The 20,310-nt window shown below is 62.4% G+C and carries 20 protein-coding genes and 1 riboswitch; of the genes, 15 read left to right on the top strand and 5 right to left on the bottom strand.

Annotation, left to right across the window (positions count from 1 at the left end; all coding sequences use genetic code 11):
• Nucleotides 1–323: 323 nt before the first annotated feature.
• Nucleotides 324–549: riboswitch (cobalamin riboswitch) on the top strand.
• 107 nt (nt 550–656) lie between these two features.
• The 12 genes from cobO (at nt 657) to ACYAR8_RS04115 (ending at nt 11,290) form a co-directional block, all read left to right on the top strand.
• Nucleotides 657–1,268, top strand: coding sequence for a cob(I)yrinic acid a,c-diamide adenosyltransferase (cobO, locus tag ACYAR8_RS04170; protein ID WP_463579158.1), 612 nt, complete (start codon nt 657–659; stop codon nt 1,266–1,268).
• Nucleotides 1,265–2,566, top strand: coding sequence for a cobyrinate a,c-diamide synthase (locus ACYAR8_RS04165; RefSeq protein WP_463579157.1), 1,302 nt, complete (start codon nt 1,265–1,267; stop codon nt 2,564–2,566). Before cobO ends, ACYAR8_RS04165 begins: the two co-directional genes overlap by 4 nt.
• A gap of 10 nt (nt 2,567–2,576) precedes the next feature.
• The gene (gene bluB, locus ACYAR8_RS04160) at nt 2,577–3,227 is read left to right on the top strand and encodes a 5,6-dimethylbenzimidazole synthase (RefSeq protein WP_463579156.1); all 651 of its coding nucleotides are present in this window, start codon (nt 2,577–2,579) and stop codon (nt 3,225–3,227) included.
• Nucleotides 3,224–4,132 carry an adenosylcobinamide-phosphate synthase CbiB gene (cbiB, locus tag ACYAR8_RS04155; RefSeq protein WP_463579155.1) on the top strand — a complete coding sequence of 303 codons (909 nt, stop codon included), beginning with the start codon at nt 3,224–3,226 and terminating at the stop codon, nt 4,130–4,132. Before bluB ends, cbiB begins: the two co-directional genes overlap by 4 nt.
• Nucleotides 4,125–5,117 carry a threonine-phosphate decarboxylase CobD gene (cobD, locus tag ACYAR8_RS04150; protein WP_463579154.1) on the top strand — a complete coding sequence of 331 codons (993 nt, stop codon included), beginning with the start codon at nt 4,125–4,127 and terminating at the stop codon, nt 5,115–5,117. Before cbiB ends, cobD begins: the two co-directional genes overlap by 8 nt.
• Nucleotides 5,114–6,583: a cobyric acid synthase gene (locus ACYAR8_RS04145; protein ID WP_463579153.1), complete on the top strand. Its 1,470-nt coding sequence runs from the start codon at nt 5,114–5,116 to the stop codon at nt 6,581–6,583. Before cobD ends, ACYAR8_RS04145 begins: the two co-directional genes overlap by 4 nt.
• Entirely contained in the window at nt 6,583–7,104 is a 522-nt protein-coding gene (gene cobU / locus ACYAR8_RS04140) for a bifunctional adenosylcobinamide kinase/adenosylcobinamide-phosphate guanylyltransferase (protein WP_463579152.1), read from the top strand. Before ACYAR8_RS04145 ends, cobU begins: the two co-directional genes overlap by 1 nt.
• Nucleotides 7,101–8,153 (top strand): nicotinate-nucleotide--dimethylbenzimidazole phosphoribosyltransferase, encoded by a 1,053-nt coding sequence (gene cobT, locus ACYAR8_RS04135; protein WP_463579151.1) that lies wholly within the window; start codon nt 7,101–7,103, stop codon nt 8,151–8,153. The genes cobU and cobT overlap by 4 nt, the downstream gene beginning before the upstream one ends.
• Nucleotides 8,150–8,722 (top strand): alpha-ribazole phosphatase family protein, encoded by a 573-nt coding sequence (gene cobC, locus ACYAR8_RS04130; protein WP_463579150.1) that lies wholly within the window; start codon nt 8,150–8,152, stop codon nt 8,720–8,722. Before cobT ends, cobC begins: the two co-directional genes overlap by 4 nt.
• Nucleotides 8,723–9,460: an adenosylcobinamide-GDP ribazoletransferase gene (locus tag ACYAR8_RS04125; RefSeq protein WP_463579149.1), complete on the top strand. Its 738-nt coding sequence runs from the start codon at nt 8,723–8,725 to the stop codon at nt 9,458–9,460.
• A gap of 228 nt (nt 9,461–9,688) precedes the next feature.
• Nucleotides 9,689–10,636, top strand: coding sequence for a GlxA family transcriptional regulator (locus tag ACYAR8_RS04120; protein ID WP_074890932.1), 948 nt, complete (start codon nt 9,689–9,691; stop codon nt 10,634–10,636).
• A gap of 102 nt (nt 10,637–10,738) precedes the next feature.
• Complete coding sequence (locus ACYAR8_RS04115; protein ID WP_108120460.1) at nt 10,739–11,290, top strand: thioredoxin domain-containing protein; 552 nt, start codon at nt 10,739–10,741, stop codon at nt 11,288–11,290.
• 110 nt (nt 11,291–11,400) lie between these two features.
• On the opposite strand, the gene ACYAR8_RS04110 is transcribed toward ACYAR8_RS04115, so the two are convergent.
• The 3 genes from ACYAR8_RS04110 to ACYAR8_RS04100 form a co-directional block, all read right to left on the bottom strand.
• Nucleotides 11,401–12,693 (bottom strand): OmpP1/FadL family transporter, encoded by a 1,293-nt coding sequence (locus tag ACYAR8_RS04110; RefSeq protein WP_074890929.1) that lies wholly within the window; start codon nt 12,691–12,693, stop codon nt 11,401–11,403.
• 138 nt (nt 12,694–12,831) lie between these two features.
• Complete coding sequence (locus ACYAR8_RS04105) at nt 12,832–13,323, bottom strand: hypothetical protein (protein WP_074890927.1); 492 nt, start codon at nt 13,321–13,323, stop codon at nt 12,832–12,834.
• 304 nt (nt 13,324–13,627) lie between these two features.
• A complete protein-coding gene (locus tag ACYAR8_RS04100) occupies nt 13,628–13,852 on the bottom strand; it encodes a hypothetical protein (protein WP_065992924.1) in 225 nt (74 codons plus the stop codon).
• A gap of 1,078 nt (nt 13,853–14,930) precedes the next feature.
• Here ACYAR8_RS04100 and ACYAR8_RS04095 point away from each other — a divergent pair.
• The 3 genes from ACYAR8_RS04095 (at nt 14,931) to ACYAR8_RS04085 (ending at nt 18,416) form a co-directional block, all read left to right on the top strand.
• Nucleotides 14,931–16,295, top strand: coding sequence for a DNA recombination protein RmuC (locus ACYAR8_RS04095; RefSeq protein WP_175514178.1), 1,365 nt, complete (start codon nt 14,931–14,933; stop codon nt 16,293–16,295).
• Between the two features lie 362 nt (nt 16,296–16,657).
• On the top strand, nt 16,658–18,109 hold the full coding sequence (locus ACYAR8_RS04090; protein ID WP_463579148.1) for an NCS1 family nucleobase:cation symporter-1: 1,452 nt from the start codon (nt 16,658–16,660) through the stop codon (nt 18,107–18,109).
• Nucleotides 18,110–18,290: 181 nt separating this feature from the next.
• Complete coding sequence (locus ACYAR8_RS04085) at nt 18,291–18,416, top strand: PA1414 family protein (RefSeq protein WP_108120454.1); 126 nt, start codon at nt 18,291–18,293, stop codon at nt 18,414–18,416.
• Nucleotides 18,417–18,539: 123 nt separating this feature from the next.
• Here ACYAR8_RS04085 and ACYAR8_RS04080 read toward each other — a convergent pair whose 3' ends face one another.
• Nucleotides 18,540–18,830, bottom strand: a complete 291-nt coding sequence (locus tag ACYAR8_RS04080) for a hypothetical protein (RefSeq protein WP_108120452.1) — start codon at nt 18,828–18,830, stop codon at nt 18,540–18,542.
• 425 nt (nt 18,831–19,255) lie between these two features.
• A complete protein-coding gene (gene speB / locus ACYAR8_RS04075) occupies nt 19,256–20,206 on the bottom strand; it encodes an agmatinase (RefSeq protein WP_065992936.1) in 951 nt (316 codons plus the stop codon).
• Between the last annotated feature and the right edge of the window lie 104 nt (nt 20,207–20,310).

Below are 20,310 nucleotides of genomic sequence, written 5' to 3'. Positions count from 1 at the left end.
CCGCGCCCGGGCGGCCCGCCCCCCCCCGCCCCAGCCCCCCCCCCCCCCCCCCCCCCCCCCCCCCCCCCCCCCCCCCCCCCCCCCCCCGCTCCTACAATGGGGCGTGGCTTACCGACGTCCGCATTGGCCGCAAAACCTGCGGGAGCAAGCTTTCTGGCGAATGCATTCGTGCAGACGATGCACTGTCGTGTGGCCCGACGCCTTCGCCAGCAAGCCGGCTCCCACGATTTTGCGTTTCAGGCAGTGGCCAGTCAGGACCTGATGTTTCGCATGCACCTGTCATGTGCGATCCCTTGATTGACGCTCTGGGGTCAACCCTCTAACCTTCGCGCCATGTTTCAGGTGCCCGGGACTTCGTTGGTCCACAGGGTGAAACAGGGAAGCCGGTGCGATTGCTCGTGCGATCAATTCCGGCGCTGCCTCCGCAACGGTAAATGAGTCAAGGCCACGCACAATGCCACTGTGTTCGCTGAACATGGGAAGGCGCCTGGCCTGCCACGTCGGTGGCAACTCATGAGTCCGGAGACCGGCCTGATCCATCGAACAGCATCACGGAGGGCGATGCTCTGCTGCAGGCCGGGCCATGTCCGGTGCCTGCTGACAGTCTTTGCCTGTGCCCTCCGTTTGCCACACCTGCCCTCAAGCGGAGAGCTGAGATGAGCGAATCCCCCGAACGTGACGAACGCCACCTGGCGCGCATGCTGCGCAAAAAGGCGGTGATGGACGAGCGCATTTCCAGCGCGCCGAATGAATGCGGGTTGCTGCTGGTCTTGACCGGCAACGGCAAGGGCAAGAGCAGCTCGGCCTTCGGCATGCTCGCCCGCGCCATGGGCCACGGCATGCAGTGCGGCGTCGTGCAGTTCATCAAAGGCCGGCACAGCACCGGCGAAGAGATGTTTTTCCGCCGCTTCCCCGAACAAGTGCGTTACCGCGTGATGGGCGAGGGCTTCACCTGGGAAACCCAGGACCGCCAGCGTGACATCGCCGCCGCCGAAGCCGCCTGGGCCGTGACTCGGGAAATGCTCAAGGATGACTCCATCGGCATGGTCGTGCTCGACGAGCTGAACATCGCCCTCAAGCACGGTTATCTGGACCTGGAGCAGGTGCTGATCGACCTGCAGGCACGCCCGCCGATGCAGCACGTGATCGTCACCGGTCGCGGGGCGAAGCAGGAGTTGATAGACCTGTCAGACACCGTGTCGGAAATCGGCGTGGTCAAGCATGCCTTTCAGTCTGGGATCAAGGCGCAGAAAGGCATCGAACTGTGAGTGAGCGCCAGCCCCGGCACTGCCCGGCAGTATTGATCGCCGCCCCCGCGTCCGGTCAGGGCAAAACCACCGTCACCGCCGCACTGGCCCGTTTGCACCGTAATCAGGGGCGCAAGGTGCGCGTGTTCAAATGCGGGCCCGACTTTCTCGACCCGATGATTCTCGAGCGCGCCAGCGGCCATCCGGTGTACCAACTGGACATGTGGATGATCGGCGAGGACGAAAGTCGGCGCCTGTTGTGGGAGGCGGCCGCCGATGCAGACCTGATCCTTATCGAAGGCGTCATGGGCTTGTTCGACGGCACGCCGTCCAGCGCCGACCTGGCCCGGCGCTTCGGTGTGCCGGTGCTGGGCGTGATCGACGGCACTGCCATGGCCCAGACCTTTGGCGCACTGGCGCTGGGACTGGCGCGGTATCAGCCGGATCTGCCGTTTGCCGGTGTGCTCGCCAATCGCGTCGGCACGGTGCGCCATGCGCAGTTGCTGGAAGGCAGTCTGACCGAAGGCCTGCGCTGGTACGGCGCGCTGTCCCGTGAAACCGGCATTGAGCTGCCGAGCCGGCACCTCGGCCTGGTTCAGGCCAGCGAACTGAATGACCTCGATATGCGCCTCGACACGGCTGCCAACGCGCTGGCCAGCACCTGCGACGCCACGTTGCCGCCGGCCGTGACCTTCACCGCGCCCGACTTCGTTCCCGCCGAACCGCTGCTGGCCGGCGTGAAAATCGCCATCGCCCACGACGAGGCGTTCGCGTTTTTCTACGGTGCCAGCCTGGACCTGTTGCGAGAGATGGGCGCCGAATTGTCATTCTTCTCGCCGATCCGCGACCGCGAATTGCCCGACGTCGACAGCCTGTATCTGCCCGGCGGTTACCCGGAATTGCACCACGCGGCGCTGGCGGAAAACCACGGCATGGTGGCTTCGATTCGCGCGCACCACGCCGCCGGCAAACCTCTGCTCGCCGAATGCGGCGGCATGTTGTATCTGCTCGATGCCCTGACCGATGTCGACGGCCAGCGCGCCGAAGGGGTGGGCTTGCTCAAGGGCGAAGCCGTGATGCAAAAGCGTCTGGCGGCCCTGGCCCTGCAATCGGTCGAGCTGCCTGAAGGCACCTTGCGCGGCCACACCTATCACCACTCCCTGACCAGCACCGAACTGACGCCCATCGCCCGCGGCCTCAGCCCCAATGGCGGACGCGGCGCCGAAGCGGTGTACCGCGAAGGGCGCATGACCGCGTCGTACGTGCACTTTTACTTCCCCTCCAATCCCCAGGCGGTGGCGGCGCTGTTTTTGCCATGAGCTCGCTTGCATGACTGACCACACGTTCACCGACCCCGAACGCGCGGCCGTTTACCGCGCCATCGCCGAGCGTCGCGACATGCGCCACTTCTGCGGTGGCACGGTCGCGCCGCAGTTGCTCGCCCGCCTGCTCGAAGCCGCCCACCACGCGCCGAGCGTCGGCCTGATGCAGCCGTGGCGCTTCCTGCGCATCACCGACAAGGCATTGCGTGCGCAAATTCAGGCGCAGGTCGAGGAGGAGCGTATTCGCACCGCCGAAGCCCTGGGCGAGCGGTCCGACGATTTCATGAAGCTGAAGGTCGAGGGCATCAGCGACTGCGCCGAGGTGCTGGTCGCCGCGTTGATGGACGACCGCGACAAACACATCTTCGGCCGCCGCACCTTGCCGGAAATGGACATGGCGTCGCTGTCGTGCGCCATTCAAAACCTCTGGCTGGCGGCGCGTGCCGAAGGCCTCGGCATGGGCTGGGTGTCGCTGTTCGATCCCCGGGCTCTGGCCGATCTGCTGCAGATGCCAGCCGGTTCGAAACCCCTGGCGATTTTGTGCCTGGGCCCTGTGAAGGAATTCTACCCGGCGCCGATGCTGGTGATGGAAGGCTGGGCGCAGCCGCGCGCGCTGCAAGAGCTGGTCTACGAGAACACATGGGGAGTGATTGCATGAGTGTGGCGTTATTGAGCGTCGCCGGGGTCGCGCTGGACGCGTTGCTCGGCGAGCCAAAACGGAACCACCCGCTGGTGGCGTTCGGCCGTTTTGCCGAACGCATCGAACAACGCCTGAATGCCGCCGGCCGGGGCTGGCGCAGCCATGGCGTGACGGCGTGGTTCATCGCCGTGATTCCGTTGACGCTGATCGCCACGTTGCTCAGCTGGCTGCCGTTGGTTGGCTGGTTGGTGGACGTGCTGGCGCTGTACTGCGCGTTGGGTCTTCGCAGTCTGGGCGAGCACGTCGAGCCGGTCGCCCAGGCGCTGCGCAGTAACGACCTGGACGAAGCGCGTCGACGGGTCGGCTATCTGGTCAGTCGCCAGACCTCAGAGCTGGACAGCACTGAAGTGGCCCGTGCGGCCACGGAATCGGTGCTGGAAAACGGCAGCGACGCGGTGTTTGCGGCGATTTTCTGGTTTGTGGTGCTCGGCGCGCCGGGCGTGGTGCTCTACCGACTGAGCAACACCCTCGACGCCATGTGGGGCTATCGCAACGAGCGCTTCGAACGCTTCGGCTGGGCGGCGGCGAAAATCGACGACCTGCTTAACTACATTCCCGCCCGCCTGGTGGCGTTGACCTACGCGCTGCTGGGCAATACCCGGCTGGCCCTGCGTTGCTGGCGCACCCAGGCACCGAAGTGGGACAGCCCCAACGCAGGCCCGGTGATGGCGGCCGGCGCCGGTACGCTGGGCGTCGAACTGGGTGGTCCGGCGATTTATCACGGCGAACTGCATGAGCGCGCGACGCTGGGCGAAGGCGTGCCAGCGGACGCGAACGCCATCGATCGCGGTTGGCAACTGGTGCAGCGCGGCGTGTGGCTGTGGTTGCTGATCTTGTGTCTGGGGACAGAATTCTATGCTTGAACACGGCGGTCGATTGCGTGGCGCAGTCCTGAAGTACGGCATTGATGAGGCGGACTGGCTCGACCTGTCCAGCGGGATTTCGCCGTGGTCGTGGCCGATTCCGGTCATCCCTGAAGCGGCGTGGGCCCGCCTTCCGGAGACTGACGACGGTCTGGAAGCCGCTGCCCGCCGCTATTACGGCGCCACGGACGTGCTGCCGGTGGCCGGTTCCCAGGCGGCGATCCAGGCGCTGCCGCGTCTGCGTCAGGCGGGCAAGGTGGGCGTGTTGTCGCCGTGTTACGCCGAACACGCAGAAGCCTGGCGCAACACCGGTTTTCTCGTGCGCGAAGTGCTTGAGCACGAAGTGGAGCGGTTCATCGACACCCTTGATGTGGTTGTTGTGGTCAACCCGAACAACCCCACCGGTCTGAGCCTGCCGCCCGAACGTCTGCTGGAATGGCACGCGCGTCTGGCCCAGCGCGGCGCCTGGCTGGTGGTGGACGAAGCGTTCATGGACAACACGCCGGAGTTGAGCCTGGCGGCTTACACCCAGCGCGCGGGCCTGATCGTGCTGCGCTCGTTCGGCAAGTTTTTCGGGCTGGCCGGTGTGCGCCTGGGTTTTGTGCTGGCGGAGCCGCGCTTTCTCAAAGTCATGGCGCGGCAGATCGGGCCCTGGTCGGTCAGCGGGCCGACGCGGATCATCGGTCAGGCCTGTCTCAACGACTTGGCCGGCCATCAACGCCAGCGTCAGCGCACCGAGCAGGCCAGCCAGCGTCTGGTAGACGTGCTCAATCGCTGCGGTTTCGCGCCGAAGGGCGGCTGCGCGTTGTTCCAGTGGCTGATCACGCCGCTGGCGGAAGAGCTTTATACGTTCTGCGCACAGCGAGGCATCCTCCTGCGCATCTTTACTCACAACAGCAGCCTGCGTTTCGGCCTGCCCCGCGAAGAAGCGGACTGGCAGCGTCTGGAACAGGCGCTGAGCGAATTCTCCCGGGAGCGCTCATGACCCTCGGCAAAACCCTGATGGTTCAGGGCACCACCTCCGACGCCGGCAAAAGCACGCTGGTGACGGCGCTGTGCCGCTGGCTGACCCGCCAGGGCGTGCGCACCGTGCCGTTCAAACCGCAGAACATGGCGTTGAACAGCGCGGTGACCGCCGATGGCGGCGAGATCGGCCGCGCCCAGGCCGTGCAAGCCCAGGCCTGCGGCCTCGAACCCCACACCGACATGAACCCGGTGCTGCTCAAACCCAACAGTGATACCGGCGCCCAAGTGATCATTCACGGTCGCGCCGTCACCACCATGAACGCCGTGGCCTACCACGACTACAAAGCCATCGCCATGCAAGCCGTACTCGCTTCCCACCGCCGCCTCAGCGAAGGCTGGCCGGTGGTCATGGTCGAAGGCGCCGGTTCGCCGGCCGAGATCAATCTGCGCGCGGGCGACATCGCCAACATGGGCTTTGCCGAAGCGGTGGATTGCCCGGTGCTGCTGGTGGCAGACATCAATCGCGGCGGGGTTTTCGCCCATCTGGTCGGCACGCTGGAATTGCTGTCGCCCAGCGAGCAGGCGCGGGTCAGAGGCTTCATCATCAATCGCTTTCGCGGCGACATCGCCCTGTTGCAACCCGGCCTCGACTGGCTCGAACAGCGCACCGGCAAACCGGTGGTCGGCGTGCTGCCCTACGTGATGGACCTGCATCTGGAGGCTGAAGACGGCCTCGACCAGCGCCAGACTGACAAGGCCGAGCAGGTGCTCAATGTCATTGTGCCGGTCTTGCCGCGCATCAGTAATCACACCGACTTTGACCCATTGCGCCTGCACCCCCAGGTCAATCTGCAATTCGTCGGGCCGGGGCAGGCCATTCCTGGCGCTGATCTGATCATCCTGCCCGGCTCGAAAAGCGTGCGCAGCGATCTCTCCTACCTGCGCGCCAATGGCTGGGACACCGCTATCAGCCGCCACCTGCGATACGGAGGGAAAGTGCTGGGGATCTGCGGTGGTCTGCAAATGCTCGGCGAACAGTTGCATGACCCGCTGGGGCTGGAAGGCGCGGCGGGTTCAAGCCCGGGCCTGGGGTTGTTGGCTCTCAGCACGGTCCTGGAAGAAGAGAAGCAACTGCGCAACGTCAACGGGCGGCTGACCCTCGAAGACGCTGACGTCAGCGGTTATGAGATTCATGCGGGCGTGACCACCGGCGTAGCGCTGGAACGTCCATTGGTCCAGCTCGCCGACGGTCGCTGCGATGGCGCGTGCAGCCCTGACGGCCAGGTCCTTGGCACTTATTTGCACGGGCTGTTCGAGAACCCCGCGTCGAGCAGCGCCTTGCTGCGGTGGGCTGGGTTGCAGAACGTGCAGTCGGTGGATTACCACGCCCTGCGCGAGCGCGACATCGAACGCTTGGCCGATCTGGTGGAAACCCACCTGGACGGTAAATTGTTACGCGAACTCTGCGGCCTGGAGCAACCCTGATGCTGCAATTGATTCTCGGCGGCGCGCGCTCCGGCAAAAGCCGGCTGGCTGAAAAGCTTGCCAGCGACAGCGGCCTGAATGTCATCTATATCGCCACCAGTCAGCGCCTCGACGGCGAAATGAACCAGCGCGTCGCCTTGCACCGCGAGCGTCGTCCGGCGGAGTGGGGGCTGATCGAAGAACCTGTCGAACTGGCCCGCGTGCTCCGGGAAAACGCCGGGGAGGGCCGCTGCCTGTTGGTGGACTGCCTGACCCTGTGGCTGACCAATCTGCTGATGCTGGACGATCCGCAGCGCTTGGCTCAAGAGCGTGAAGCCTTACTCGATGGCCTGGCTGAACTGCCGGGCGAGATCATTTTTGTCAGCAATGAAACCGGGCTCGGCGTCGTGCCCCTCGGTGAGCTGACCCGTCGTTATGTCGATGAAGCCGGCTGGCTGCATCAGGCGCTGGCCGAACGTTGCCATCGCGTAGTGTTCACCGTCGCCGGACTGCCCATGACCCTTAAAGGACCCGCACTATGAGTAACGCCTGGTGGCTCGCGCCTGCCTGTGACGTCGACCAAGCCAGCCGCGAAGACGCGCTGGCCCGTCAGAAGCAATTGACCAAGCCGACCGGCTCGCTGGGCCGGCTGGAAGACGTAGCGGTGCAACTGGCCGGCCTGCAGGGTCGCCCGAAGCCGAAGGTCGATGAGGTCTGGATCGCGATTTTTGCCGGCGATCACGGCGTGGTCGCTGAAGGGGTTTCGGCGTACCCCCAGGAAGTCACCGGGCAGATGCTGCACAACTTCATCATGGGCGGTGCGGCCATCAGCGTGCTGGCGCGGCAGTTGTCGGCGCAGCTGGACGTCGTCGATCTGGGCACGGTTGCCCCTTTGGAACTACCGGGCGTGCGCCACCTCAATCTCGGTCCGGGCACCGCGAATCTGGCTGATGGCCCGGCGATGACCGAGGCGCAGCTGCACGCGGCTCTCGAAGGCGGTCGCGACAGCGTGTTGCGCGCCAGGGCGGCGGGCGCCGAGCTGTTCATCGGCGGCGAAATGGGCATCGGCAATACCACTGTCGCCACTGCGCTGGCGTGCGCGTTGCTCGATTGCCCGGCCGCCTCGCTGGTCGGCCCCGGCACCGGTCTGGATGCAAAGGGCGTGAGCCACAAGGCCGAAGTGATTGAGCGTGCGCTGCAACTGCATGCTGCTTCCGTCGGTGACGCCCTGGCCAGTCTGCGTGCCCTCGGTGGTTTTGAAGTCGCGGCGCTGGTCGGCGCCTACCTGTCCTGCGCGCAGGAGGGCATTGTTGCGTTGGTCGACGGCTTTATCTGTTCCGTGGCGGCGTTGGTAGCAGTGCGCATCAATCCGTCGTGTCGGGAGTGGCTGTTTTTCGGCCACCGTGGCGCCGAGCCGGGCCATCGCCTGGTGCTGGACGCGCTGCAGGCCGAGCCGTTGCTGGACTTGGGCATGCGTCTGGGCGAAGGCAGCGGCGCGGCGCTGGCAGTGCCATTGTTGCGTCTGGCCTGCGAGCTGCATAACGGCATGGCGACCTTCGCTGAGGCCGCTGTGGCAGACCGCCCGGCATGACCTTGCATCTGGACCTGCTGCGCCACGGCGAAACCGAATTCGGCGGCGGCCTGCGCGGTAGCATCGACGACGCCCTGACTGACACCGGCTGGCAGCAGATGCGTGCGGCGGTGGCTGACCGTGGCCCCTGGGACCGGATCGTCAGCTCGCCGCTGCAACGCTGCGCGCGTTTTGCCGACGAGTTGGCCGGGCGGCTGGGCTTGCCGGTGGAGTTGGAAGCCGGTCTTCAGGAATTGCACTTCGGTGACTGGGAAGGCCACAGCCCCGCGCAATTGATGGAAACCGATGCTGCCGGGCTGGGGCGGTTTTGGGAGGATCCATACGGGTTTACGCCACCCAATGGCGAGCCGGTCCAGGCGTTTGCCACCCGCGTGCTGGGCGCCGTTGAGCGGTTGCAGCGGGCATATGACGGTCAGCGCGTGCTGCTGATCAGTCACGGCGGGGTGATGCGTCTGTTGTTGGCCCGCGCCCGCGGTCTGCCTCGGGAGCAATTGCTGCAGGTCACGGTGGCCCACGGCGGTCTGTTCGGTCTGGATGTGCAGGCCGACGGCGAGTTGAAGGAGGCTTAAATGCTGCCGTTCTGGATCGCCTTGCAGTTCCTCAGCAGCCTGCCGATTCGTCTGCCCGGCATGCCGACGCCCCAGGAGTCGGGGCGTTCGCTGCTGTTTTACCCGCTGGTGGGATTGCTGTTCGGCGTACTGTTGATGGCGATGGATCATCTGCTCGACGGCGCGCCGACACTGCTGCATGCCGCCTTGCTGCTGGCGGCGTGGGTGATGCTCAGCGGAGGGCTGCACCTGGACGGTCTTGCCGACAGCGCGGACGCCTGGCTCGGTGGGTTCGGCGACCGCGAACGAACGCTGCTTATTATGAAAGACCCACGCAGTGGCCCGATCGCCGTGGTCACGCTGGTGGTGGTGTTGCTGTTGAAGTTCAGCGCTGTGCTGGCGTTGATTGAAGCGCACACCAGCGTTGGTCTGCTGCTGGCCCCGGTGATCGGCCGCGCAGCGATGCTGGCGCTGTTTCTGAACACCCCTTACGTGCGCGCCGGCGGGCTGGGTCAGGCGCTGGCCGATCACCTGCCGCGCAAGGCCGGGATGCGGGTGCTGGCAGCGGTGGCGGTGGGCTGTGTGCTCATCGGTGGCGGTGCGGCGGCGTGGGTGCTGGTCATTGCGGCGGGCGGTTTCTTCTGGCTGCGCCGAGTGATGATGCAACGTCTGGGCGGCAGCACCGGCGACACCGCCGGCGCGATGCTCGAACTGCTGGAAACCCTGGTGCTGGTCACATTGGCGCTGATGTGCGATTGATGCAGTGTCCTGCCTCCGGCGTGCGGAGTAGGAGTAGGAGCGTGGCTTGTCCCGCGATCTGCCAGGAACCGGCAGCAAAATCCTGCGCCGCGGTGTGCCAAACGGTCCGCGTAAGCAGACTTGCTGCCGCTGCGCGCCAGATCGCGGGACAAGCCACGCTCCTACAACCCGCTACGCTAGCTAATCGAAGATTTATCCATGGTGTTCCGGACCAACCGGAGAGGTGTCATGCATAGCGTCGCGCTGGTGGTGTACCCGCAATTCCAGTCCCTCAGCCTGTCGGTCGGCTCCGTGCTGACCTGCGCGAACCTGATGCAGGGCGAGGTGGCGTACTCCTTTCATCTGGTGTCCGAAAGCGGCGGGGCGGTGATGTCGTCCGAAGGCTTTTCGGTCAACACCACGCCATTGCAGCCCGACGGTTACGACACGATCATCGTCAGTGGCTACATGGACCTGCAATTGCCCACGCCCAGCCTGCTTGAGTTCGTGCGCACCGCGTCCGCTCAGTCGCGGCGAGTGGCCTCGCTGTGCACGGGAGGGTTTGTGCTGGCCGAAGCAGGCCTGCTCGATGGCAAGCGAGCGACCATGCACTGGATTCACGCGCCGGAGTTTCGCAAGCGCTACCCCAACGTTCGCGTCGAGGACGACAAACTGTTCACCGTGGACGGCCAGGTCTGGACCGGCGCAGGCATGAGCGCTGGCCTGGACCTCGCACTGGCGATGGTGGAGAACGACCTTGGTGTCGACATTGCCCGGCGGGTCGCGCGCAAGCTGGTGATCTATCAACGTCGCGGCAGCGAGCATTCCCAGTTGTCGACGCTGCTGGAGCTCGACCCCAAGTCCGACCGCGTGCAACTGGCGCTGGCCTACGCCCGCGAGAACCTCAAAAGTGATCTTTCAATAGACGCACTGGCGGCCATTGCCCGGTTGAGCCCTCGTCAGTTCAGTCGGGTGTTTCGCGAGGAAACCGGTCAGACCCCGGCAAAAGCCATCGAATGCCTGCGGGTGGAAGTGGCACGGGCGATGATGGAAACCAGTCGACATCCCATTGAAGTGGTTGCCCGGGAGACCGGTTTCGGCGATCGGGAAAGGATGCGCCAGGCGTTTCTGCGCAACTTCGGCGAACCGCCCCAGGCGATACAGCGGGCATTTACCGCGACCGAGAAAGTCGGTTAGCCCCGATAGCCACTTTTCCGTGGCGCGCTAGGCATTCGGCGCGCGGCGGAGTAGCGTAGCGACAGCTCCACTTTTCCTGCCCGCTCATGAATGGACGTCGCCATGGCCCTACGCTGGATTCACGCGCCTCTGCTGTTGCTTGCCCTCAGTGGTGCCGCCGCGGCAGCCGATTGCCCGCCACTGCTGCAGGGCGAGCTGCCCAAGCTGCGGGCGAAACAGGATATCGACTTGTGCAAACAGTTCGCCGGTAAGCCGATGCTCGTGGTCAATACCGCGAGCTTCTGTGGCTTCGCGCCGCAGTTCAAAGGGCTTGAAGCGCTCAATCAGCGCTTCAAGGGTGAGGGGCTTGAAGTCCTCGGCGTGCCCTCGGACGATTTCCTGCAGGAGTCCAAGGACGCTGCCGAGACCGCCAAGGTGTGTTACGTGAACTACGGCGTCACCTTCACCATGACCGAACCGCAGCCGGTGCGGGGCGCCGACGCCATCAACCTGTTCAAAGTGCTCGCCGAGCAAGGCAATCCGCCGCGCTGGAACTTCTATAAATACGTGGTTGATCGCAAAGGCAACGTCGTCGCCAGCTTCTCCAGCAAAACCGCGCCGGACGATCCCGAGCTGATTTCAGCTATCGAGAAGGCCATCGCCTCCACACCGTAAAACCGCGCTGACGCAAAGTATACCGGCCACAACGAAAAACCCCGCAGCCATCACTGGCTGCGGGGTTTTCTGTATGGCGGACAGGTGATCTGCCGGTCCCGCCAACTGCATCAGAAGCGGTACGTCATGCCCACGCCGAAACCGTTGGCGCTGTTGTCGTACTTGGCGTTGTAGCTTTGACCGAGAGCGTTCGCGTCGGCGACCTTGACCTTCTCTTCCTGCAAGTAGGAGTAGGCCACATCAATGGTGATGTCGTCAGTCGGGCTGTAACCGGCGCCCAGGCTGAAGATCGTGCGATCGCCGGTCGGGATGCGTGGCGAGCGGTTCTCGTTGTTGGTTGGCGACTGGTCGAACGACAGGCCGGTACGCAACACCCACTGCTTGTTCAACTGATACGACGTACCCACGGCGTAAGCCCAGGTGTCGTGCCAGTTCTGCTCTTCACTGATGGTGCCGACCAGGCTTGGCGCAGCGACGCCACCCGCGCGCGTGACGCCCGAATTCTTCACGGTGATGTCTTCCAGACGGCTCCAGCGTGTCCAGGTGGCCCCCGCGTAGAGCTTCCAGGCATCGTTCATCTTCTGCGTGACCGAGAAGTCCACAGTTTCAGGCGTGTCTATGTTCAGCTTGGCGTCGTATCGACCCGCGCCCAGTACTTGGGCAGGTACGCCTGCGCCCGGGGTCACTTCGGTGTGGCCTTCGAGCTTGTAGGTCACTTTGGAGTGGTAGGTCAGGCCCACGCTGGTGGTGTCGGTGGCTTGAACCAGGATACCGGCGTTGAAACCGTAACCGACGTCATCGCCCTTGACCTGCACGCGGCCGTCGCCCGTACGGGCACCCAGCAGCGGGCTGACATTGAGTGCCGATTCCAGCGCACCGGAAATACGGTTGATGGTCGGACCAAAACCGATCGACACCTTGTCATTGAAGGCGTAGCTGACGGTCGGCTGGAAGGTCACAACCTTGACGATGCTCTTGCTGCCAAAGTTGCGGCCCTGGAAGTTATCTTCGTAGTCGGTGACCAGGCCAAATGGCGCATAGACACCAAAGCCGAATGCCCAGTGCTCGTCGACCGGGTTCACGTAGAAACCCATCGGTACGGCGATGAAAGGCACCATGTCGCCTTTGTTGGAACCGGTGCTGCGGCCGCTGGTGTCGGTGATGTCGGTAGAGGCATCGATTGCAGCGACCCCCACGGTCGCTTGGGCGCGCTTGAGGCGCGACATGCCGGCCGGGTTGCCGTACACGATGCTGGCGTCATCGACGGACGAGGTACGGCCCGCAAAACCGGTACCCATGCCGCTGATGCTTTGCTCGTTCAGGGCAAAGCCGGATGCAAAAATCTGGGTGGAGGCAAGAGTGATGGCGAGACTGAGGCTGGATTTGATCATTGTTTTTTTCATTGTTAGAACTCCTGTTGATCACCGCGCGGAAATTACCAATATTTCTGCCGACGCGCCATAGCCTGAATCAGCCTATTTAGAGCGTTTCTTGTAGGACAATCCGGAAAGTTCGCAGGTTTTTCGTTGAATACCGATCGGTCACGAAATGGCCGTAGAGGGCTGAAACAAGGGGCTGACCCATGTTTGCCAAGCCAAGGTGAAATCCTGCAGTTGACCGCCGGGTTGAAATATCTCGCGCCACATTTGCGCCATGGCCAGAGAATCATCTGCATCCGGCAGTGAAATATGGCTCGCTTCGACCATCAACCAGGCGATGGCCGTCGAGTAGCGAAGGTTGACGGTCAGCTCCATATCGGGCCCGGTGAGAAACGCGTGCTGGCTGGCCAGGCCTCGAACGAGGCTGGCAAGGTCCGGATCGCGGGCCAGGTATTGGTCCCAGAGCTGGCGGTGTTGGGCGTCGGCGATGCTGTAAAGCCCGTGGCCGCGCGGGTTATCCAGCTCCGCACCCAGGGCGGACTGGCTGGCGGCGACGCCCAGCAGCAGGGATTCGGCGGCTCGATTGTGTCGGCCTAGATAGATGAGCGTCGGGCGGATGACGTAGCGACACAGTTCACTGGCGGCGATTCCCATAACACCCTCGGGGAGTTAGTGAGTCGGCGGACCCTGGCGCTTGGCAGCAGGGATGAAGTGGGTCCACCGGCAGCGACCTGAGCCGCTGACTTGAAGTGTAGTGTGATATTTACGGTGTAAAGGTCTGTTTTCCGGTCAGTTCCCGTGCAGCTTGAACAGGGTGGCTGGCATTCATGGATGCCCCCGCTGCTTTTTATGTAAGTAAAACAGATACAAAAAAGCCCCACCCTTGTCGGGTGAGGCCTTGTCGATGCAGCGTTATTAGCCGACGGACGGTATCAGTCAACGGTATCAGGCAACCCTATCAGGCAACTAAGGCCTGACGGGTACGGTCGATCACAGCCTGCAGCGGAGCATCGCTGGAGTATTGATCCGGGTACAAACGCTCGCTATGGCGGGCGATACCGTGCTCGTTGACGATGGTGAAGCTGAAGCAGCCTTTGCGTGCTGCCATGATCAGGCAGTTCATCGGGGCAAAAGCGTTGGTCAGTGTACGAATAGCGTTTTGAGTCTGGATATGAGTAGTCATGTTATGGGTGTTTCCTGAATCGACACGCAATAAGAGGCGTGCAAAATAAAAACGTTCCAGTAAACGCGGACCGATGCTCGAATGCGAGTCAGGGGCAGGGCGCAGAACCTGTCTGGAACAAAAGCAGCCAGTTGAGCGCATTTAAGATGTGGCGCGGGGCTGACTGGTAGGTACTTAGGAGGGCAGGCAACACGACGCGAGCTAAGGTTCGATGCTCGAGGTGAAGATCCTGATCAATTTGCAGGCTGGTTGAGTAGAGCATGAATGTTCTGCACACCCCTCCGTTTCGCCGGCAGGTTGTGTGAGTTCATGTCTGGAAACCATCGAGGTGATCGATCCCTGTTTTCAATCCGTTCGCTCAGTTGGCGAACCTGGATTGGGGGATTTGTTCGATCAGAATTGACTTTCAGCTTGGTACTAACGGCGGCGATGCTAATGGAGTTGCAGAGGCAAAGCAAGCGCTGATTTTGAATCGGGTGGGCGAGTGTCGAAGCGCGGGGGAAAGAGAGTACAGCATATCGAGCAGAAAAGCTGGCATCGTGCCTTATTCCTGCGAATTTCAAGCGGATGCCGCGGCGGCTGAAACCGGCTTATGAACAGCCGAAATCAACTTGTGCACATTGCGAAAGGTATCTGTCATGTCACTGTCACGTCGGCCGCTAACCGCTTGATTTAATGCAACGAATTATTAAGTCAATGAAAACCATCGTTTTTTTACGCTGGTGAAAAAATCGTCAGTTTGAACGCAGGCCCCATTCCACGTGCGTTTGCGAGAGCTTAAGGTGTGTTGTCCACTGAGTTATCCACAGGTTCTGTGGATTGTCCCAAGCGTTGGCTCTATCACGCCGCTCTTGAAGCATCCGCTCGCGGTTTTGCCTTTCCCTGGCACTCTTTTACCCGGATCGGACGTCGAGCCCGCTTCTGCGCATAATGCTGCCTGCATGAATGTCGGAGTCAGGATTTTATGGTGTTTGAGTTAACCAGCCTGTTGCTGGGTTTGGCGGTGGCCGCATTGCCTTTGTTGGGGCTCGCGTGGCAGTTGCAGCGGCGTCTAGCGCAGCGCGAGGCGGACGCCGCGTTGCTCGACGAACGCTTGAGTAATGCGCAGATGGCTCAGGACGGGCTCAATGCTCAGCTTGATGCCAGCCGCGACGAGATCAGCGATCTCGCCCAGGCCAATGCGGTCAAGCAGGCGGATCTGGCGGCGCTGCGCCGGGAAGTGGAGTTGCTGCGCCAGCAGCATGAAGGTGCGCGCGAGGCCCAGGAAGACTGGGGCCGCGAACGGACCGCCAGAGAGGCCGAGCTGCGCCGACTCGACGCCCAGTGCGCATCCCTTGGCGCCGAGTTGCGTGAACAGCAGGAGAGTCATCAGCAGCGGCTTACTGACCTGCAAGGCTCCCGCGATGAGCTCCGTGCGCAGTTCGCAGAGCTGGCCGGCAAGATTTTCGATGAGCGTGAGCAGCGCTTCGCCGAGACCAGTCAGCAGCAGTTGGGGCAGTTGCTCAACCCGCTCAAAGAGCGCATCCAGTCGTTCGAAAAGCGCGTCGAAGAAAGTTACCAGAACGAAGCCCGCGAACGTTTCTCCCTGAGCAAAGAATTGGAGCGCTTGCAGCAGCTCAACCTGCGCCTGAGCGATGAAGCCAACAACCTGACCCGTGCGCTGAAGGGTCAGAAGACCCAGGGCAACTGGGGTGAGCTGATCCTGGAACGGGTGCTCGAGCATGCCGGTCTTGAAAAGGGCCGCGAGTATCAGACCCAGGTCAGTTTGAAGGGGCCTGACGGCGAACGCTTCCAGCCCGACGTTCTGATCATGTTGCCCGGCGACAAGCAGGTGGTTGTCGACGCCAAGGTCAGCCTGACGGCCTATCAGCAGTACGTGTCGGCCGACGATGAGGTGATTTCCCAGGCGGCGCTGAAGCAACACGTGCTGTCCCTGCGCAATCACGTCAAAGGCCTGTCCGGCAAGGACTACAAACGCCTTGAAGGGCTGCACAGTCTCGATTTCGTCTTGCTGTTCGTGCCGATCGAGGCAGCGTTTTCTGCCGCGTTGCAGGCCGAGCCGAACATGTTTCAGGAGGCGTTCGATCGCAACATCGTCATCGTCAGCCCGACCACGCTGCTGGCGACGCTGCGGGTCATCGACAGCCTGTGGAAGCAGGAGCGGCAGAGCCAGAATGCGCGGGAGATCGCCGAGCGGGCAGGGTGGCTCTACGACAAGTTCGTGCTGTTCATCCAGGACCTGGACGAAGTCGGCAACCGCCTTCAGCAACTGGACAAAGCCTACGGCGCCGCGCGCAACAAGCTCGTCGAGGGGCGCGGCAATCTGGTCAGTCGTAGCGAACAGCTCAAGCTTCTGGGGGCTCGGGCCAGCAAGAGTCTGCCGGCGGATCTGCTGGAACGGGCGATGACTGATCCCGATGGACTGGCGCAGTTGCCGGAGTGATCCGGGACGTTGTTCCACGAAGATGCAACAGCGCGCGGGCGTATAAGCTGGAACAAAAGCCCGCGTGGATCGTATACATATTCCTGCGTTTCCAATTGTCCGTTTCCTGCCAGATAAAAATGCACCGACATTGGTCACGGTGCACTGGCAGCAGGCGCAGGGCCTTCGCTCGCCCTTCTCGGACTTAAATTTCCAGCGTCTTCGATAGCCGGAAACCCCCGGTCTTGGGGTCTCGCGCGAACGTCGCGTCGGCAATGGCACGCATTCTGCCTCTCTCTTCGTATACAACCCGCACGCGCTCCCGTACGCAGTGTGCGCATGAGTGCTGTCGGGAGCCGGTTCGTCCTTCGAAGGAGAAATCGATGACCGAGTCACTGCCGAAGGGCTACAGCCCCCGCCTGTACAACGAGGACCTGGGGCCTGTGCCGCAGAAGTGGAACTGGTACAACATCTTCGCGTTCTGGATGAGCGACGTGCACAGCGTGGGCGGCTATGTCTTCGCCGCCAGCCTGTTCGCCCTTGGGCTGGCGAGCTGGCAGGTGCTGATCGCGTTGCTGGTGGGCATCTGCATTATTCAGGTGATCGCCAACCTGCTGGCGAAGCCAAGTCAGCAGGCGGCCGTGCCGTATCCGGTGATCTGCCGTCTAGCCTTCGGCGTATTCGGCGCGAATATTCCTGCGGTGATTCGCGGCCTGATCGCAGTGGCGTGGTACGGGGTGCAGACGTACCTGGCTTCAAGCGCGCTGATCATCGTCGTGCTGCGCTTCTTTCCACAGATGTCGGTCTATGCAGAGCCGCACTTTGCAGGTTTGTCCTACCTCGGCTGGTTCGGCTTCCTGGCGCTGTGGGTGGTACAGGCGGCGGTGTTCTGGACCGGGATGGACTCGATCCGCCGCTTCATCGACTGGGCTGGTCCGGTGGTCTACGCGGTGATGTTCATCCTGGCGGGCTGGATTGTCTGGAAAGCGGGCTGGGCCAACATCAGTTTTACCCTCTCGGAAAAATCGCTGACCGGCTGGGAAGCATTCACCCAAGTGATCATGGCCACGGCGCTGGTGGTGTCCTACTTCTCGGGCCCTACGCTCAACTTTGGCGATTTCAGCCGCTACTGCCGGAGCATGTCCGAAGTGCGCCGCGGCAACTTCTGGGGCTTGCCGATCAACTTTCTGGCCTTCTCGCTGGTCACTGTGGTCATCGTTTCGGGAACATTGCCGGTGTTCGGCGAAATGCTGCATGACCCGATCGCCACTGTGGCGCGCATCGACAATGACGTCGCTGTGCTGCTCGGCGCGTTTGCCTTCGTGACCGCGACGATCGGCATCAACATCGTCGCCAACTTCGTGTCGCCGGCGTTCGACTTCGCCAACGTTGCACCCAGCAAGATCAGCTGGCGCGCAGGCGGGATGATCGCAGCGGTGGCGTCCATTTTCATCACGCCCTGGAATCTGTTCAACAACCCCGCCGTCATTCACTACACGCTGGACGTGCTCGCAGCCTTCATCGGGCCGTTGTTCGGCATCTTGCTGGTGGACTATTACGTGATCAAAAAGCAGCAGATCGACGTCGACGCGCTGTTCAACGATGGACCGACCGGACGCTACTGGTACACCGGTGGCGTGAACTACACGGCGGTCAAGGCACTGCTCCTGGCGACCTTCGCAGGCATTGCGATCACCTTCGTCCCGGCATTGCAGCCGATGGCCAACTTTGCATGGTTTACAGGATGTTTCCTGGGCGGCGGGCTGTTCTATCTGCTTGCCAGACGTCGCCAGGCCCATGAATGCGCGGCGTTGACGCCCGTGGTGACAGGCTGACGGCACTGCCGTTTGTCGCGTGAAGTCCTCGATTGTTCGATTTGCAATGTCACAACGTCATGTAGGGCAAAAAATTCCTGCCGCGACACTCGGTAGCAGGCGTAAAGTGCGCCTTAGCACTATGATCTGCTACAGGCAGTCCGGAGATTGGCTGCCGAGTATTTCCCTGAAGGGGCGTTATATGAACAGCAAATTGCAAGAATGGCTTCACGATGTAGGCGTCGCGCTCGGGTTGATTGAAAAGCCAAAGCTGCAACCGATTCCCGTGCGCACCAATGATGATGAGCGTCGTCGTCCACGGCGCTAGGGCCTGGCAAGACGCGTTGAAAAAGCGGCGCTATCGCTCGATAGCCCGCTCCGCTTTCCCCGACCGTTCGGTCAATCCTCCTTTTCGCCGCAGATACGCTTCTGAATCGATCCCGCTTGCGGCTCAATGGTGAGTGCTTTGTTTCTTCTCCATGAGGATCAGGTCAATCAGACCTTGCAACGTCAGCTGGCCATAGGGTGAATGCGCTGACATCCCTGCGATACCGGCTTTGATTTGATTGGGAAGGGCAATGCCAAAGTCGCGTTGCAGAATCGAAAAAAATTCAGTGAAGTCGTCTTCATCCAGCTCGAGCGCACTCAGCGTCACATCCTCCTCTTCCTGAATCAGGGTTTTGTCGACGAGGATCTTCCCGATCGTGTCGATCACATGTTGTCTGACTTCGCTCCGCTTCATGGCAGGCCTCTGCTTTGATTCAAGTGGTAATCACCCCAACATCAAAATACAGAGGGTTGTGGCAGGAATGCCCGATGAGCAACCACCCTCAGAAACCTGCGCTGCGATGCGCAACACCGGCGGTCTGTGATTAAGGCTAGCCCAAGTTTGCAAGGGATGAATGACAGGTGTGTGGTGATTTTTTGTAACGGCGCGCCCGATGCAGCGCACCCATTGTGGGACCGGCGTTAGCCGGGAAGGCGTCAGGCGTCACGCCGCAAAATCGAGGGTGCTCATACGGGCCTCTTCCCGGCTGAAGCCGGTCCCACTAAAAAGCAGCGCGCCCGGCCGCACTAAAGCAGCGCGTCTGGCCTTATTGACGCAGCGCACACCCTTTGTGGGACCGGCTTTAGCCGGGAAGGGGCCGGTGGCTCAAATTCAATCTGTCAGCGGTGCGCGACGCCGGGCAGCACGCAGAGCATTTCATAGAGCAGGTTGGCGCCCAGCAGCGAGGTGTTGCCGGTGGTGTCGTAGGGCGGCGAGACTTCGACAAGGTCGCAGCCGATCAGGTCCAGCCCCTGGCACCCACGAATGATCTCGATCGCCTGAATGGTGGTCAGCCCGCCGATCTCCGGGGTGCCAGTGCCCGGCGCCCAGGCCGGGTCAATGCCGTCAATGTCGAAACTCAGGTACACCGGACCGCCGCCCACTTTCTCACGCACCTCGGCCATCAGCGGGGCCAGCGACTTGTGCCAGCACTCCTCGGCCTGGACCACGCGGAATCCCTGCTTGCGGCTCCAGTTGAAATCTTCTGCGGTATAACCCTGGGCACGCAAACCGATTTGAACCACGCGATCGCAATCCAGCAGGCCTTCCTCCACTGCCCGGCGGAAGGTGGTGCCGTGGGCGATCTTCTCGCCGAACATGTGATCGTTGACGTCCGCATGGGCGTCGATGTGCACCAACCCGACCTTGCCGTGTTTCTTCTTCATGGCGCGCAGGATGGGCAGCGTGATGGTGTGGTCGCCGCCGAGGGTCAGCGGGATGATGCCGTGCTCGAGAAAACCGTCGTAGGCCTCCTCGATGATGCGTACGGCATCCAGCAGATTGAACGTGTTGATTGCCACGTCGCCGATGTCCGCCACTGACAGCGAATCAAAAGGGGCGGCACCGGTGGCCATGTTGTAGGGGCGAATCATCACCGATTCGGCGCGGATCTCCCGCGGACCAAATCGAGTGCCGGCGCGCAGGGACGTGCCGATGTCCAGCGGCACGCCGACGAAGGCTGCATCCAGACCGGCCGCCGTTTGCAGGTGCGGCAAGCGCATCATGGTGGCAATGCCGGCGAAGCGCGGCATTTCGTTGCCGCCCAGTGGTTGATGGAAAATCTTGTCCACGGGAATGCCTCATCGGTGGTAATCAAAAAGGGGCGGAAGCGGGCTTCCGGCATGGCCCCGATTCTGTTGACCGGGCCCGCCGCGAACAATCGGCCAGGTGAAAT

Source organism: Pseudomonas sp. HP_01 (assembly GCF_055284355.1).
The sequence above is the reverse complement of the archived record's forward strand: the minus strand, read 5'-3'. Positions and strand labels throughout refer to the sequence as shown.